This is a genomic window from Acinetobacter radioresistens DSM 6976 = NBRC 102413 = CIP 103788 (assembly GCF_006757745.1).
Lineage (GTDB): Bacteria > Pseudomonadota > Gammaproteobacteria > Pseudomonadales > Moraxellaceae > Acinetobacter > Acinetobacter radioresistens.
The window spans coordinates 2,629,842-2,644,534 of the sequence record NZ_AP019740.1; the positions used below are offsets into that span (position 1 = coordinate 2,629,842).

13 protein-coding genes and 4 tRNA genes are annotated in these 14,693 nt (G+C 42.5%); 9 read left to right on the forward strand and 8 right to left on the reverse strand.

The window, feature by feature from the left end:
• The first annotated feature begins 5 nt into the window (after positions 1–5).
• Together ybeY and ACRAD_RS12340 are read left to right on the forward strand one after the other, a co-directional pair.
• The gene (gene ybeY / locus ACRAD_RS12335) at positions 6–485 is read left to right on the forward strand and encodes an rRNA maturation RNase YbeY (RefSeq protein WP_005018409.1); all 480 of its coding nucleotides are present in this window, start codon (positions 6–8) and stop codon (positions 483–485) included.
• 97 nt (positions 486–582) lie between these two features.
• Positions 583–957 (forward strand): hypothetical protein, encoded by a 375-nt coding sequence (locus ACRAD_RS12340; protein ID WP_392388350.1) that lies wholly within the window; start codon positions 583–585, stop codon positions 955–957.
• A 15-nt stretch (positions 958–972) separates the two neighbouring features.
• On the opposite strand, the gene ACRAD_RS12345 is transcribed toward ACRAD_RS12340, so the two are convergent.
• Entirely contained in the window at positions 973–1,854 is an 882-nt protein-coding gene (locus ACRAD_RS12345; RefSeq protein WP_010699894.1) for an energy transducer TonB, read from the reverse strand.
• Positions 1,855–2,097: 243 nt separating this feature from the next.
• Here ACRAD_RS12345 and ACRAD_RS12350 point away from each other — a divergent pair, with 243 nt between their 5' ends.
• The 3 genes from ACRAD_RS12350 (at position 2,098) to ACRAD_RS12360 (ending at position 4,327) form a co-directional block, all read left to right on the forward strand.
• Positions 2,098–2,778: a hypothetical protein gene (locus ACRAD_RS12350; protein ID WP_005024481.1), complete on the forward strand. Its 681-nt coding sequence runs from the start codon at positions 2,098–2,100 to the stop codon at positions 2,776–2,778.
• A gap of 167 nt (positions 2,779–2,945) precedes the next feature.
• Positions 2,946–3,659 (forward strand): DUF3108 domain-containing protein, encoded by a 714-nt coding sequence (locus ACRAD_RS12355; protein ID WP_005024479.1) that lies wholly within the window; start codon positions 2,946–2,948, stop codon positions 3,657–3,659.
• A gap of 92 nt (positions 3,660–3,751) precedes the next feature.
• Complete coding sequence (locus ACRAD_RS12360; RefSeq protein ID WP_005024477.1) at positions 3,752–4,327, forward strand: xanthine phosphoribosyltransferase; 576 nt, start codon at positions 3,752–3,754, stop codon at positions 4,325–4,327.
• 38 nt (positions 4,328–4,365) lie between these two features.
• Here ACRAD_RS12360 and wrbA read toward each other — a convergent pair whose 3' ends face one another.
• A complete protein-coding gene (gene wrbA, locus ACRAD_RS12365) occupies positions 4,366–4,959 on the reverse strand; it encodes an NAD(P)H:quinone oxidoreductase (protein ID WP_005024475.1) in 594 nt (197 codons plus the stop codon).
• A gap of 112 nt (positions 4,960–5,071) precedes the next feature.
• Here wrbA and ACRAD_RS12370 point away from each other — a divergent pair, with 112 nt between their 5' ends.
• Complete coding sequence (locus tag ACRAD_RS12370; RefSeq protein ID WP_005024473.1) at positions 5,072–6,316, forward strand: YhjD/YihY/BrkB family envelope integrity protein; 1,245 nt, start codon at positions 5,072–5,074, stop codon at positions 6,314–6,316.
• Between the two features lie 71 nt (positions 6,317–6,387).
• Here ACRAD_RS12370 and ACRAD_RS12375 read toward each other — a convergent pair whose 3' ends face one another.
• Together ACRAD_RS12375 and ACRAD_RS12380 are read right to left on the reverse strand one after the other, a co-directional pair.
• On the reverse strand, positions 6,388–7,026 hold the full coding sequence (locus ACRAD_RS12375; protein WP_005024471.1) for a fumarylacetoacetate hydrolase family protein: 639 nt from the start codon (positions 7,024–7,026) through the stop codon (positions 6,388–6,390).
• A gap of 37 nt (positions 7,027–7,063) precedes the next feature.
• Entirely contained in the window at positions 7,064–7,561 is a 498-nt protein-coding gene (locus tag ACRAD_RS12380; protein WP_005024469.1) for a YcxB family protein, read from the reverse strand.
• Positions 7,562–7,716: 155 nt separating this feature from the next.
• Between ACRAD_RS12380 and ACRAD_RS12385 the strand changes: the two genes are divergently transcribed.
• On the forward strand, positions 7,717–9,024 hold the full coding sequence (locus ACRAD_RS12385) for a hypothetical protein (RefSeq protein ID WP_005024467.1): 1,308 nt from the start codon (positions 7,717–7,719) through the stop codon (positions 9,022–9,024).
• Positions 9,025–9,100: 76 nt separating this feature from the next.
• Here the strand turns inward: ACRAD_RS12385 and ACRAD_RS12390 are convergent.
• The 4 genes from ACRAD_RS12390 to ACRAD_RS12405 all read right to left on the reverse strand — a co-directional run bounded on the left by ACRAD_RS12390 (position 9,101) and on the right by ACRAD_RS12405 (position 9,743).
• A tRNA-Arg gene (locus tag ACRAD_RS12390) sits at positions 9,101–9,177 on the reverse strand.
• Positions 9,178–9,411: 234 nt separating this feature from the next.
• Positions 9,412–9,488, reverse strand: a tRNA-Arg gene (locus ACRAD_RS12395).
• A 74-nt stretch (positions 9,489–9,562) separates the two neighbouring features.
• A tRNA-Arg gene (locus ACRAD_RS12400) sits at positions 9,563–9,639 on the reverse strand.
• 14 nt (positions 9,640–9,653) lie between these two features.
• Positions 9,654–9,743: transfer RNA gene (locus ACRAD_RS12405), tRNA-Ser, on the reverse strand.
• A 267-nt stretch (positions 9,744–10,010) separates the two neighbouring features.
• Between ACRAD_RS12405 and rnr the strand changes: the two genes are divergently transcribed.
• Together rnr and ACRAD_RS12415 are read left to right on the forward strand one after the other, a co-directional pair.
• Positions 10,011–12,419 (forward strand): ribonuclease R, encoded by a 2,409-nt coding sequence (rnr, locus tag ACRAD_RS12410; RefSeq protein ID WP_026055445.1) that lies wholly within the window; start codon positions 10,011–10,013, stop codon positions 12,417–12,419.
• 210 nt (positions 12,420–12,629) lie between these two features.
• Positions 12,630–14,669, forward strand: coding sequence for a M3 family metallopeptidase (locus tag ACRAD_RS12415; RefSeq protein WP_005024463.1), 2,040 nt, complete (start codon positions 12,630–12,632; stop codon positions 14,667–14,669).
• Positions 14,670–14,693 lie beyond the last annotated feature (24 nt).

A 14,693-nucleotide genomic window follows, 5' to 3' on the forward strand; every position in this document is an offset into this window, starting at 1 on the left:
TTATTTTGAAACTTAGTCTCTCTTTGCAACAAACGTTTGTAGCGCCTGAACTGGTGCTCAAACGTGCTTATCTTAAAAAAGTGATTGAAACCACTCTTCGTCATCTTGACGTTAAACAGGACTGCGAAATTGGAATTGCCTGTGTTGACCTTGATCAAAGTCAACAGCTGAATCTGGAATACCGCCGGAAAGACAAACCTACCAATGTCTTATCTTTCCCGAGTGAAATTCCGGAAGAAATTTTACCCATGCTGGCAGCCCGGCCTTTGGGTGATCTGGTGATTTGTATTCCGGTCGTATTACAAGAAGCTGCCGAGCAGCAGAAAGTACCCGTAGAGCATTTCACACATATGCTGGTCCATGGCACATTACATTTGTTAGGTTATGACCACGAAATCAGTGATGAAGATGCCGATGAAATGGAAGCACTGGAAATTGAAATTCTGGCCAAGCTTGGCCTGAATAATCCTTATCAGGAAGAATAAATTAAAGTAAGCTATTTTAATAATTACAAACTTGGCAGGAATAATAACTATGAAACTACTCATGCAAATTACTGCCCTGTTGACCAGTACAATGTTTATGCCTGTAGTTTTTGCAGAACAACCTGTTACTGTGCAGAGCAGCTGTCCGCAGTCTGAGTTTCAGTCTAAAGATAAAACATGGAGTGGACATTATTATCTCAGCGGCGTCATGGAAGTTGGCTCTGAATTGCTACTGGAAGAAAATGGTCATTTTAAATGGATGCTGGCAGTCGGTAGCCTGGACCAATATGCAGAAGGTATCTGGTGGAAAACCGGAGAGTGTATCGGTCTCAAACCTGAAGCCAAATTCTTAAAACAGCTTCAGATTTTTCCAAGTTCTCTTTATCTTGCTGATGAAAAACTCAAAGCTGTCTGGGCAGATGGCCGTGAGCAGGGAACTTATTACCGGCCGAAACTGAACTCTAATCCTTAATACGAAACCTTTAATTTATTTTACTTCGAATTCAGCCTCGGCCGGGTCGAATCGCCACGTCCGTACAATGCGTAGTTCAGAAATATCTTTCATACCTGCATCAAATCGCCCAAATGGCGCACCTTTACGTACAGAAGCCTTAGCTGCCTCATCTAGAATGGTATGTCCTGAACTTTCCAATAACCGGATTGCACGTATCCCGCCTTGAGCATTCAGGATGACCATAAGCTGCACTTCTCCTGTTAGGCGCTCAGCCTTAGCCTGCTGCGGATAATAGCGGTTACCATAGAGTTCAACTTTTTCACGGAACTTGTCCAGATAGGCAGCTGCTGCATCCTGCTTGGCCTGTATTCCATCCACCGTTTTGATACGCTGCTGACGGCTGAAATCCTGCTGACGCTGTAAATACTGGGCTTCCAGACTGGCAGCCGTTGCTGCCTTAGCCTGAAACTGGCTCTGTAATTCTTCTAAAGCCTTTTTACGCTGGTTTTGCTCCGCTTCTTTGCGCCAGCTCATGATTGTCATCAGGACTTTGTCTTCAAACTGTATTTGAGGCTGTTGGTGCATCTGCTGTAAAGTCTCCTGCTGCTGCTCACCCGCACTCTGTTGTTGTGAACTGGCCGGTAGCTGGCTTGAGATACGGTGAGCCTCTCGAAAGCGGCCTGAACCCTGCTGGTCTGCCTGTGCCAGATAGTCGGCATCTTTGACCTGCTCAGAACTCGGACGAATGCTGACAGCGATTTCCTTACTGGCAGCAGCCTCTGGATCTGGCATTGCAAAATGCAGAGTTAAAATCGCCGAATGTAAAATGACAGCCAGCAACAGAGCACCCATAAAAATCGGATCCTGCCACCAAGCCAGACCTATCCCACCAGGTAAAATTATTTTTTTCAACATATGACTTTTTACCAGCCAGACTCTTTTGGTTTGAAGTCGGTTTAGAAAGAAGTAGAAAATAACAACAATACAAAGTTATTATTAAACTTATGGACTTGTCACCCCAGTCACCAATCTTCATACTCAACATTAAAAATGACGCGATTAAATTCAGCTAACTGCAGGATTCAAGCTTGAAATTTTCTTACGTCCCGTCAAGATTGCAACTGAACGAAAAAGAACTCTCCATCTGGAATCATTTTTATGCCTAGAACGCTAATTTCCAATATTTCTAAACGTATACGTCAAGTATATCAAAAAGCAGAGGGATTTATTGAAGAAGAGCGTGAGTTTGCCTTGTCTCAAGTTTTTTTGAATGCCACTTTTGAACGTTATGTCACCAATAATGTTAAACTTTTGCAGGATTTGCATGCTGATGTGCATGATGACTGGCTCAGACTGTACGCCACTTTGGAAGTAAAGGGTTTATATACCACCCTGTCTGTTGACTTAAAACTGCTACAGATGGAACTCAATAAAAACACCCAGCTTCTGATTTTTGAGCAGATCAGTGACACGCAGGTGATTGAGGCCAAATTTAAAAATGTATTTATAAAAATCGGATTTAATGCCGCTCTCTTCTTTTACCAGAAAATTTTAAGAAAAGACCCTTTAGGTTCTATCTTGGAGCGTTTTAATATTGTGCAAGTTAAAGATGACCTGTTATATCTGGATTTGAATCAGTGGTTGGGCAAAAGCCGTTCGGTTCTGGAAACACTGGATAAAATCAATGTAAATCAGGGGCTGTTACGTGAAGCAGAACTGGTTCTGGTTGGGAATGTTAATATGCGGGCTATTCTGCATAAGTCTATGCGCGATGCCCAAATGCAGAAAATAGAAGATGATATTGAAGCTACCCATGTGACGCCACTTCAACAAAAATAGACTTTAAAATATCTTATATTTAAGCTGAACTGTGAAAAACCTACATACTGATACAGTTAAGTAGCCTATTTCTATTACTTCTTCATTATTGAAGAGCATAATACTAGATGAAAAATAAGTTATGTTTCTTTGATGCAACCTGTTTCTGTAAAAGGATCCCCACACTTATGGCAACTACCCTGTTTAAAACCCTGACCTTAGCGACTGGTATGACCACGGCGCTGTTATTTTCCGGTTTTTCAAGTCATGCTCTCGCCATGAGTCCCTTTCAAGCCAGCTATCAATTTTCTTATAATGATAAGAATATGGGTACAGCGACCCGGACTTTAAGTAAGAACGGTAACCAGTGGGTGTACACCTTTGCCGCAAAGGCGGGCGCTATTGCATCAGCCACCGAAACCAGCCGTTTTAGCTTTAACAATAACAAGATTATCTCTGACAGCTTTAACCGGACCAGCAAAATTTTAGTACATAATGACAAAATGAGCATCCAGTTTAATCCGGGCACCAAACTTATCAAAACGCAAAAAGATGATAAGTCCCGTTCTTTTGCCTGGCAATCTGGGGTACTCGATGAGCTAAATGCCGAATTACAGATTCGGGAAGATTTAAAAGGCTCAGGTTTAAAGTCAACCTATCCAATTGCTGATGCCAAAGAAGTGGAAAACCGTAAGTTTGTTAGGCAAGGTACTGAACAGGTGAAAACCTCTTATGGTACATTCAGCACCATTAAAGTACGGATGCAACATGACAAGGCCGAGCGAAATACAGTTTTCTGGCTGGCCCCAAAATTAGATTACTTACCGGTTAAAGTTACCCATCAAGATGGTAAAACGTCCTATGGCCTGTTATTAACAGGTTATAAAGGACCAACAAATTAAGTAATTTGATCAATTTCAGCTTGCATTTTTGCGGATGCTTTTTAAAATACGCTTTTGCTTGAAAAAGCATCCGCCCCTAGAGGAATTCTCCCGTGCATGCACTAGAACAGAAAATCTTAAGTGAAGGTATCGTTCTATCTGATCAAGTCTTAAAAGTGGACGCGTTCTTAAATCACCAAATTGATCCTGTATTGATGCAGCAAATTGGTAAAGAGTTTGCTGCCCGCTTTAAAGATGCAGGCATCACCAAAATTATCACGATTGAAGCATCTGGTATTGCTCCTGCAGTCATGGCAGGTTTAGAACTGGGTGTTCCTGTAATTTTTGCCCGTAAATATCAGTCATTAACTTTAAAAGATGACTTATACCGTTCTAAAGTTTTTTCATTTACCAAGCAGACTGAAAGTACAATTGCGATTTCAAACAAACATCTGAACTCAAGTGACCGCGCACTGGTCATTGATGACTTTCTGGCGAATGGCCAGGCGGCTTTAGGTCTGATTGACCTGATTCATCAAGCCAGTGCTGAAGTTGTCGGGGTCGGGATTGTAATTGAAAAGTCTTTTCAGCCTGGCCGCGATGTCTTACTTGAAAAAGGATATCGTGTCGAGTCACTAGCCCGTGTACAGTCACTAGCAGATGGCAAAGTAGTTTTTGTTCAGGAATAAGCTTCTTTGACAATAAAAGAGCGCATTAGCGCTCTTTTTTATGGCTGCAGTTTAAGAGCAATCTCTCCAAGCCTTTTACCTTGGGCGAAGCACAAATCTTTTTCTTCCTGAGTCAACCCTTGGTCATGGCGTGGTCCACTCACATGTGTGGCACCATAAGGTGTACCCCCAGATTTAGTATTTGAGAGCGCCGGATGGTCATTACTAAGCCCTATAATCATCATACCATGATGGAAAAGTGGAGGCAGCATGCTCAGCAAAGTGCTTTCCTGCCCACCATGCATAGAACCACTCGAGCTAAATACACAGGCAGGTTTGTTATGCAATGCTCCGCTCAGCCATAAACTGGTTGTTTGGTCCCAGAAATATTTCATCTCACTGGCCATATTACCAAAGCGGGTAGGTGAACCAAGAGCCAGACCGCTACAGTTAGCCAGCTCATCTAGCGTACAATAGATATCGCCTTCTGCAGGAATACTCGGTGCAGCTTCTGTGACTACTGTCGCCAATTGTGGGACCGTACGGATCTTTACATTCATACCGGTGGCTTCGATACCATTTGCAATTAAATGCGCCATATCTCGGGTAGAACCATATTTACTGTAATAAAAAACAAGAATATAAGCTTGCATACACTTTTAGAGTTTAGCTAAAAAGAAAACTATACGGTATTTCTTTAAGTTTTTGCTAAGCTGGAACAACGAATTACATAAAGATCATGAAAAAAATCGAGATTTTATTTTTATGTTGAATTTTTTAAAGAAGCTTCCGTTCTATGACAAAACTTGGTTCAAATTTATCCTGTTTGTCATTCGCCGTTTTGAAGCAGACCGTTGTCGAGAGCTGGCAGGTTCTTTAACCTATACCACGCTCTTTGCGATTGTGCCCATGCTGACCGTATTTCTGGTCATTATTTCCTCTATTCAGGCCTTGGAACCAGCGCGTCAGCAGTTGCAGCAGCTTATTTATAGCAATTTTCTGCCTAAAAGCACGATTGCATTTGACAAGATGCTCAATGCTTTTACCGAGAAGTCTAGTAATCTGACTGTCATCGGGGTGCTGTTCCTCTTTGTCACAACCATCATGATGTTAAGTACCATTGAAACCGCATTTAACCGGATCTGGCGTGTTAAAGAAACGCGGGGAGGCATTGTCGGGTTTATGCGTTATTGGACAATTATCTCTTTAGGGCCCATTGTGCTTGGCAGTGCTTTTGTCATCTCATCTGCGTTGGCTTCTTTAAGTATTTTAAGCAATAACTTTGCAGGCTATGAAATGGATGGCGCGTTTCTCCTGTCATTGCTTTCCATTGCATTGACGATTGCTGGTTTCTTTATTATTTACTGGACTATACCCAACCGCAATGTACCTGTGATTGCTGCTGCCTTGGCCGGCGTATTCAGTGCAATTGTTTTTGAAATGCTCAAGAACTTGTTTGGCACCATTATGTCCAATTTTACCAGTTATGAAATTGTCTATGGTGCCTTTGCCGCAATTCCTATTTTCCTGTTATGGATTTACCTGTCTTGGAATATTGTACTTTTAGGGGTTGAGGTCAGTTTTGCGATTACTGCGTTTCATTCTCGCTATGGCCAGACACGTCATCCGGTATTGATGCTGCTGGATGTTCTGGATCTGTTTTATCGAAAACAGAAACTGGGGGAAACGGTTACTGAAAAAGAAGCTATGAATATCTTGGGCCGGGGGGAAATAGGTCGCTGGCCCGCTTATGTAGCTATGCTGGAAGAGCAGAATCTGGTCAAGCGTACAGAAAATAATGATTATGTACTGGTACGTAATCTAAGTCAGGTTGACTTCTGGAGTTTCTATAAAGCACTTCCGTATCCACTGCCACGACGTAATGATGTAGGCAATATTCATCCAGATGATGAATGGATGCAAAAGCTTGGCCCCGTACTCATTGAAAGTGATGACTATCTTTCTGCCAAACTTTCTGTTCCTCTTTCAACGATTTTTGAGAGAAAATAAAATTTAAAATTACCTATCTGCTTAAAAAAGGCCATATGAAATGGCCTTTTTTAACACTTAAAACCATCTGCTTATTGAACAAATGTATTCCATGTAAAATCTTGGGAAACACCTTTTAACGTCATGATCAGACGGTCTCCAGATTTTAATGCAGCCACACCAGCCGGTGTACCGGTCATGACGACATCACCCGGTTCAAGTGTAAATACCTGACTGATATCTGCAAGCAGATAACCAATATCAAAAATCAGTAATGAAGTGTCACCTTCCTGACGTAATGCCTCATTTACCTGTAAGCTATAATGAATATTTTTCCAGTCTTTTATTTCTTCCAGACTTACCCAGTCTGCCAAGATACAGGAACCATCAAAAGCTTTGGCCCGCTCCCAAGGCTGGCCCTTGCGTTTAAGTTCGGTTTGTAACTCTCGTAAGGTGAGGTCCAAACCTAGAGTTACTGCTCCAACAGCTTTCAAAGCTTCTTGCGGATCAGTTTCATTATGTAATGGCTGGTCTATACGTAAACTGAGTTCACATTCATGGTGACAGTCGCCCCATGCCGGATTCCAGCTGATTCCCTGTTCAAGTCCAACCAAGCTGCTTGGCGGCTTGATAAATAGTACCGGATGGTCAGGTACGGCGTTCCCCAACTCTTTGGCATGATCCGCATAACTGCGGCCTACACAGACAATTTTTGATGGACGCGTAGCCATGCTTTTCCCTTCCTTTTCTATTTCAGTTCAATAAAATTTATTTCTTGAATGTATTTTCAAATACAGCCTGTTGCTGGGCATTCAGAAAAGCCCGTTTTGGTACAATAATGACAGTCCGGTTCTTGAACTCAAGCATATAAGTAAGCTTGCCTATAGCAAAGTGCTGTACTTCTGCATACTGGAAAGTCTGCTTGCGACCATTTGCATAGAGTTCAATATAGTCCTGAAACAGCTCGATTCCCTGCTCACTTTTACCAAACTGATACTTGATAAACTGACGTTTGAACATCATCGGTAAAAACCAGTAACGCATGATGAGTTGTAATATCAGAAAGAATACGCCAAGTGCCACATAATAACGGCCAACGCCGGTAGGTCCTAAATAAATACCCCATGTCACAATAGCGATGCTGACAAGAGGTGTAATAAAACGGGTCAGCTGTTTTTTGCCAAATGTTGCCAAAGAGAAGCCATCTTGGGATTCTTCCAGATTTAGGCTATAGCGCACAGATACAGCAGGCTGAACTTCAGACATAAGCACATCAACAAAACTTTCAAATTGTTTTAAATCTTACACCAGAATACGTTATTTCCTCATCTTTTTAGTGTCCGAAGTTATAGTAGATAACTGCCCTTTTTCCTTAATATTATTTCACTTTGTCCCATAAAAAATAGATAAACAGGATTGGCATGTTCTATAGCAACAGATATTTTTATCTCATTGTATGGTTTTGGCTATCTGCTAGTACTGTAGTATCAGCCCAAATTATAACCTGGACCGAACAGATACCCAGCAGTCTTTCACCATTTCAAGGTAACATCCAGACGCTTGCAGGCTTCACAGGCGACCGTATTTTTATTTATGCTCACCCTAAACAAAATATTCAACTGCCTACATTTCAAGCCCAGCAGAAAATACAAGGAAAATATTATAGTGGTGCAGTAATTGTTCCAACCTCTAGCCAGAATATTGCCAAACTGCTGACTCACTATCGTAATTATGCCGGTTTATTTCCTACGCTTAAATCTGCGAAGATCCAAGCTCAACAAGGCAATATTACTCAGGTCAAATATCAGATTCATATTCCCACGCCTATTCCGGTACTCAATTTCAAAGAACAGGTATTAATGCAGCATCAATACAGCAATAATAGTATTGCCACCTTAGTAATTGATGCTCCTGTTCCTTACGGTGCAGGAAAAATTGAATGGTTTGATATAGGCAACCAGAGAACTTTAATTACGATTACCCAATGGGGTGATCTTAACCAGCCTAAAGGTTTTTTATTCAGTAAGATCCTGAATGCCATTCCAGAAGCCAAACTTGGTATTCCAGGTGCTACCAATGCCTTTTTACTAGAAGCCTTGCAACGTCGCTATAAAATATCAACAACCCAAAACCTGAAAGCAGGCATATTACCAGAGTTCCAGCTCAGTACTGCTCAGCGTCAGAAAATTGTCCAGTTAAGCCAGCAGTCTCAAGAACCTGTATCTTTTATTCTTTCGGGCTATCAAGTGCCCTATCAGCAGGGTACAGAAGCTATGCGTTTTAGTACCAGCTATCAGTATTTTGCACAGAGCCCGGAGCAACTTAAACCTTGGCTACAGCCACCTAGCTTTAAATCGCTCTTTCCACGTCAGATTAAAAATGTACAGACCAAGCAGCTTAATCCACAACAACTTGATGCTGATTATCAGGTTTCTGTCGGTTTAGGTGTAATCAGTATTCCTTTCGATTTTAAACTGCGCTTTGACTACCCGAATTCACTACAAAATGTTTTTCATGCGGTGGGTGGAGACTTAAAGTATATACAAGGCGGTATGCAGCTTGATGCATATGGTCAGGGTACTGTATTAAAGCTTACCAGTGCGGTAAAAATTCATGACCAGGCGCCTTTCCTGCTGCGGGCCATGCGCAGTTTGCCCTATCATGATATATTACCTGCCATAGGTGGAAATACAATATTAGCTTTAAAAATTAAACAGCGAGTAAGATAATTATTAAATATTTTATCGTTATTTTGGATACAAAAAACCGCAACAAATGTGCGGTTTCTTCTATTGTTTATCAAGTTGGTGCGCTCAGAGAGATTCGAACTCCCGACCCCTTAGTTCGTAGCCAAGTGCTCTATCCAGCTGAGCTATGAGCGCGTACTTGATGCTGCGCATTATACGTGTTTTTCAGAATTTTATAAGTCTTTTTTAACAACTTTTATCTGAATGCCTAGTTAGTAAGCGTTTTGGAGAAAATCAGATAACTCTTGATCAAAAATTTTTATAAGCAGTTTTCATATTTCCAAAGTAGCTAAAGGCCAATTTATTAAAGTAGTAATCTATTATTTTCAGGCACAAAAAAACCGCTATAAAGCGGTTTAATGTTCAAGTTGGTGCGCTCAGAGAGATTCGAACTCCCGACCCCTTAGTTCGTAGCCAAGTGCTCTATCCAGCTGAGCTATGAGCGCGTACTTGTGTGCCATTAATGGCAAGTCGTTACAATCAATTACTTCAAATATTTATAGGAATTAAACCAATAAATTGGTGCGCTCAGAGAGATTCGAACTCCCGACCCCTTAGTTCGTAGCCAAGTGCTCTATCCAGCTGAGCTATGAGCGCATTGAGGTAATCGTTGGCGGTGAGAGAGGGATTCGAACCCTCGATACAGTTGCCCGTATGCGTCCTTAGCAGGGACGTGGTTTCAGCCACTCACCCATCTCACCGTAACGAGCCGCCATAATACAAACTTAATTCCCAATCATCAAGCCATGACTGAAAAAATTTCTGCCTTTTTTGTTCAATTAAATATTTTTTAAGCAATTTATCGGGTTTTACAGACTTTTCTGATCTTTAAATGCTCACTCTATAATTTTTGAGATACTTAGTTTCCGATTATTCTCAAGATAAAACACATTATTGCAATCATTTACGTGCAGTCCGGGCCGGCATGACTTATGCTAAAGGTATCTTCTGATGTCAAGCCAAATGAAATTATGAAAAATTGGGTCGATCCTGAAGCTAAAGCAGAAGCTGAACGTTATGACAATCCTATTCCTAGTCGTATTTTGATTCAAAAAACGATTGAACAGTTACAGGCGCCGCAATCCCATGCCGACCTGGTTGAGCATTTTGAAATCCAGGACCAAAAAAGTATTGACGCGCTTAATCACCGCCTGATTGCAATGGTACGTGATGGACAACTGGTCAAGGATGGATTCAAGTTTCAGCTGGTTGCTGACTTGCCTACTTATGAAGCTACAGTGTATATCAATACAAAAGGTATGGGCATCGCACAGATTGATGGCCAGGATAACTTGTATTTACCAGAACGTGAACTTCGTCTGGTCTTTAATGGTGACCGGGTACGGGTACGTCAGACCAGTACTGACCGCAAGGGTAAAGCTTGGGGCTTTATTACTGAAGTAATCCAGCGCCGGGTCAAGCAGATTATTGGGCAGCTGAAAATGTATGAGGGTGAATATTTTATTCAGCCTTCCATGCCAAACCAGCATCAACCGATTACCCTGGAAAAAGAACTGATCGATCACGCCAAAATTAACTTGGGTGATATGGTGCGTGTTGCCATTGATGATTATCCGACTCGGGAAGAGTTTTCTACCGGTCATATTGTGCAATCAATGGCAGATAAAGCCGATACTGAAATTATCATTCCACAAACCATCTTGGAATATGGGCTGCCTTATGAGTTTCCTGAAGAGGTTTTAAAGGAAGCAGCCAGTTTTAAAGAGCCGGATGAACAGGACCGTCAGGGCCGGGTAGATTTACGTGATCTGGCTCTGGTCACAATTGACGGTGAAGATGCACGCGATTTTGATGATGCCGTATATGCAGAAAAACGTCCGGGCGGTGGCTATCGAGTGGTGGTCGCAATCGCTGATGTCAGTCACTATGTACGTTTGTGCACAGCACTGAATGAAGAAGCTGAAGAACGCGGGACTTCTGTGTATTTTCCGCATTTTGTCCTGCCGATGTTGCCAGAAGCGCTCTCTAATGGTCTCTGTTCACTGAATCCGCATCTGGACCGCTTGTGCATGGTCTGTGATTTAAATGTTTCACGTGCCGGCCGTGTTACCCAGTATGAATTTTATCCGGCAGTCATGCACTCTAAAGCACGTCTGACCTATACCCAGGTTGCTGCCTATCTGGACGGTGACAGCCAGGCTGTCCCTGAAGATCGTACTGTTCGCAAATCACTTAATACCCTGTTCCAACTTTATCAGGTCCTGAAAGAATTACGTGCAAAACGTCATGCGATGGAATTTGAAACTGTCGAAACATATATGACATTTGACGAGCTGGGCGGTATTAAGGAAATTTTGCCATGTAGCCGTAATGAAGCACATAAACTGATTGAAGAATGTATGCTGCTGGCTAACGTTGCAGCTGCTGAATATTCATTGAAAAATGAAATTCCAATGTTATATCGGGTTCATGATGCACCAGAATTTTCACGTACCCAGAAAGTACGAGATTATGTGAAACTTCTGGGACTAAATTTCCCGGAGCAGCCAACTCAGGCTGATTATCAGGCCGTCATTGAAGCAACAAAAGACCGGATTGATGCACCAAGTATTCATGCCGTGTTATTACGTTCTATGATGCAGGCTTATTATGGACCAGAAAATATCGGTCATTACGGTCTGGCTTATGAAGCTTATACTCATTTTACCTCGCCAATCCGCCGCTATCCGGACTTACTGTTACACCGCGCAATTAAAGCACATTTGAAACATAAACAATTTGCCCTGTCAGGCAACCAGCTGGCTGAGGCAGGTGAGCATTATTCTCAGACAGAACGCCGTGCTGATGAAGCCTCCCGTAGTGTAACAATGTGGCTAAAATGCCATTATATGCAGCAGCATCTAGGTGAAGAATTCGACGGTATAATCAGTGCTGTAACTGAATTCGGGCTGTTCGTTACCCTGAAAGATCTGTACGTTGATGGCATGCTGCATGTCAGCCAGCTTGGAGATGACTTTTTTGTCTATGACCAGCCGAGTCAGAGTCTGATTGGCCAGTCTCGTGGCCAGGTTTTTGGCTTGGGAGATGAAGTCAGAATTAAGGTTGCAGGTGTTCAGCTTGAAGAACGGAAAATTGACTTTGAGCTGGTTCGGCAACTTACTCATGCTGGACGAGCAGTGCGTAGCCGTGCCCCTCGCGTTGCACAGGTGCGGGAAGAAAATCACGGCGTACGCAACAAGGATGACTCTGGTGAGCAACCTGTCCGTAAAAAACGCAATAAAAGCAGTAAGCCTAGCTCTTATACCAAGAAGTCAGGAAAAAAATCTGCTGAAAAGGCTTCTGTAAGCAAAGAAGCTCCCAAGAAAAAATCAAAGGATAAGAAGCGCAGGTCCAATGCCAAATCACGGCAGGATTAAATCTTCTTTATTTTGGTGAATGGCAAGAGCTAATCTCTTGCCTTTTCATTTTTAGCCTTATTAAAAATTTTATTGCAATCATGTTTTTTTAAAGGCAAGTTTAATGCTCAGCCACAAGATTCCCACGCTTATTTTCCTGCCAAGTCTTGATTTCCCTTTATACAAGACTTACATCTAGTAGCAAGTATTTTGAAAATCAGGCGTATAACGATGACTTTGGAAAAAGCAACTTTACCTTTGCCACAATTTGACCAGATCAAACTTGAGCATTTAAAGCGGCAGATTGAACAGCAGATTGAATATGGCCAGACTTTTTTAAAGCAATTACAGCAAGTCCCAGAAAATCACCAGCAACAGCTTCACATACTGGAACAGGTAGATACGCTTGAGAATAATATGAGCGAATCTTGGGGCATACTCTCGCATTTAAATGCCGTGATGAATAATAGCGAAACACGCGAGATTTTTCAGGCCTTACTTCCTGCCTTAAGTGAATATTATACTGAGCTTGGTCAGCATAGTGTCTTGTATCAGACTTATCAGGCTCTACATGATAGCCCTGACTTTTCCCTACTGCCAGAAGCTCAGCAAAGCGCCATTCGACTGGCCTTACGTGACTTTAAACTTTCAGGTGTTGCTCTAGAAGGTGAAGAAAAGAAACGCTATGCAGAGATTTCTGCACGTTTATCACAACTCTCTTCAGATTTTTCCAATCACGTGCTAGATGCTACGCAGGCCTATTTTAAACCGCTTGAACAGGAGCAGCTCAGGGGCTTACCACAAAGCAGTATCGAGCTGCTAAAACAGTATGGACAGCAGCGTGAACTGGAACAGCCTGTAGCAACACTGGACCTGCCTGCATATCTGGCAATTATGACTTATGCCGATGACCGCGAGTTACGTGAAGAACTGTATAAGGCCTATACTACACGCGCTTCAGAGCAGTCTGACCATCCTGAATATGATAATAGCCAGATTATGGAAGAAATTCTGAGTCTGCGTCAGGAAATGGCAAAACTGCTAGGTTTTAACAACTATGCTGAGTACTCCTTGGCTAGCAAGATGGCGCCCGATGTAGACAGTGTGAATAAATTTCTGGTTGAACTGGCTGAACATGCCCGTAAGCCCGCTCTGAAAGAAATTGCTGAACTTAAAGCAATAGCCGGCTCAGATGGAGTGAATGAGCTTAAACCTTGGGATACAGCTTACTACTCAGAAAAACTTAAACAACAACAGTTCAATCTGTCTCAGGAAGATTTAAAGCCTTACTTTCCTGCTCCTAAAGTCATTCGTGGTTTATTCCAGATCGTAGAACGTTTATATGGTATCCAGATTGTAGAGCGGGAAGCAGCCACATGGCATCCCGATGTACATTATTTTGAGCTTGAAGACCAAGGCGAAGTTCTGGGCGGTTTCTATTTTGATTTGTATGCGCGTAGCGGTAAACGCGGCGGAGCCTGGATGAGCGGATTCCGTTCACGCATGCAGCAATCCGAACACCTGCAAAAGCCCGTATGTTACATGGTCTGTAACTTTACTCCCCCGGTCGGAACACAACCTGCCCTGCTCACTCATGATGAAGTCAATACGCTATTCCATGAATTTGGTCATGGTCTGCATCACATGCTCACCGAAGTCGACAATATTTCAGTAGCAGGTACACATGGCGTGGAATGGGATGCAGTCGAGCTACCTAGTCAGTTTATGGAATTCTGGACTTGGGATCAGCAGAGCCTGAACCTGTTAAGTGAACATATTGAAACTAAAGATGCCTTACCAGAGCAGTTACTACAGGCACTGCTGGCAGCACGTTTTTTCCAGTCTGGCATGCAGACTTTACGTCAGGTCGAGTTTGCACTATTTGACCTTACTATTCATAAAATGACGCCAGCATTAAATAGCCCGCAGATTCAACAAGTTCTGGATAATATTCGTGAACAATATGCCGTGGTGCCAGCTGTACCCTATAATCGCTTCCAGCACAGCTTTAGTCATATCTTTGCCGGTGGTTATGCTGCTGGTTACTATTCTTATAAGTGGGCTGAAGTACTGGCAAGTGATGCATTTGACCGCTTTGAGAATGAAGGTATTTTCAATACTGAAACCGGCAAGGCTTTCCGTTCAGCCATACTGGCCGCAGGCGGTAAAGATAAGGCACTAGATGCTTTTGTCAATTTCCGTGGTCGTGAACCTAAAATTGACGCGCTATTACGTCATCAAGGTTGGACGGATCACCCTAAAACCGCTTAAACTAGTCCTTTATTTAATCAGTGT

Coding starts and splice junctions, on each gene's coding strand:
- ACRAD_RS12340 (WP_392388350.1), top strand. CDS start 583: ATGCCTGTAGTTTTTGCAGAACAACCTGTTACTGTGCAGAGCAGCTGT.
- ACRAD_RS12345 (WP_010699894.1), bottom strand. CDS start 1,854: ATGTTGAAAAAAATAATTTTACCTGGTGGGATAGGTCTGGCTTGGTGG.
- ACRAD_RS12350 (WP_005024481.1), top strand. CDS start 2,098: ATGCCTAGAACGCTAATTTCCAATATTTCTAAACGTATACGTCAAGTA.
- ACRAD_RS12355 (WP_005024479.1), top strand. CDS start 2,946: ATGGCAACTACCCTGTTTAAAACCCTGACCTTAGCGACTGGTATGACC.
- wrbA (WP_005024475.1), bottom strand. CDS start 4,959: ATGCAAGCTTATATTCTTGTTTTTTATTACAGTAAATATGGTTCTACC.
- ACRAD_RS12370 (WP_005024473.1), top strand. CDS start 5,072: ATGTTGAATTTTTTAAAGAAGCTTCCGTTCTATGACAAAACTTGGTTC.
- ACRAD_RS12375 (WP_005024471.1), bottom strand. CDS start 7,026: ATGGCTACGCGTCCATCAAAAATTGTCTGTGTAGGCCGCAGTTATGCG.
- ACRAD_RS12380 (WP_005024469.1), bottom strand. CDS start 7,561: ATGTCTGAAGTTCAGCCTGCTGTATCTGTGCGCTATAGCCTAAATCTG.
- ACRAD_RS12385 (WP_005024467.1), top strand. CDS start 7,717: ATGTTCTATAGCAACAGATATTTTTATCTCATTGTATGGTTTTGGCTA.
- ACRAD_RS12415 (WP_005024463.1), top strand. CDS start 12,630: ATGACTTTGGAAAAAGCAACTTTACCTTTGCCACAATTTGACCAGATC.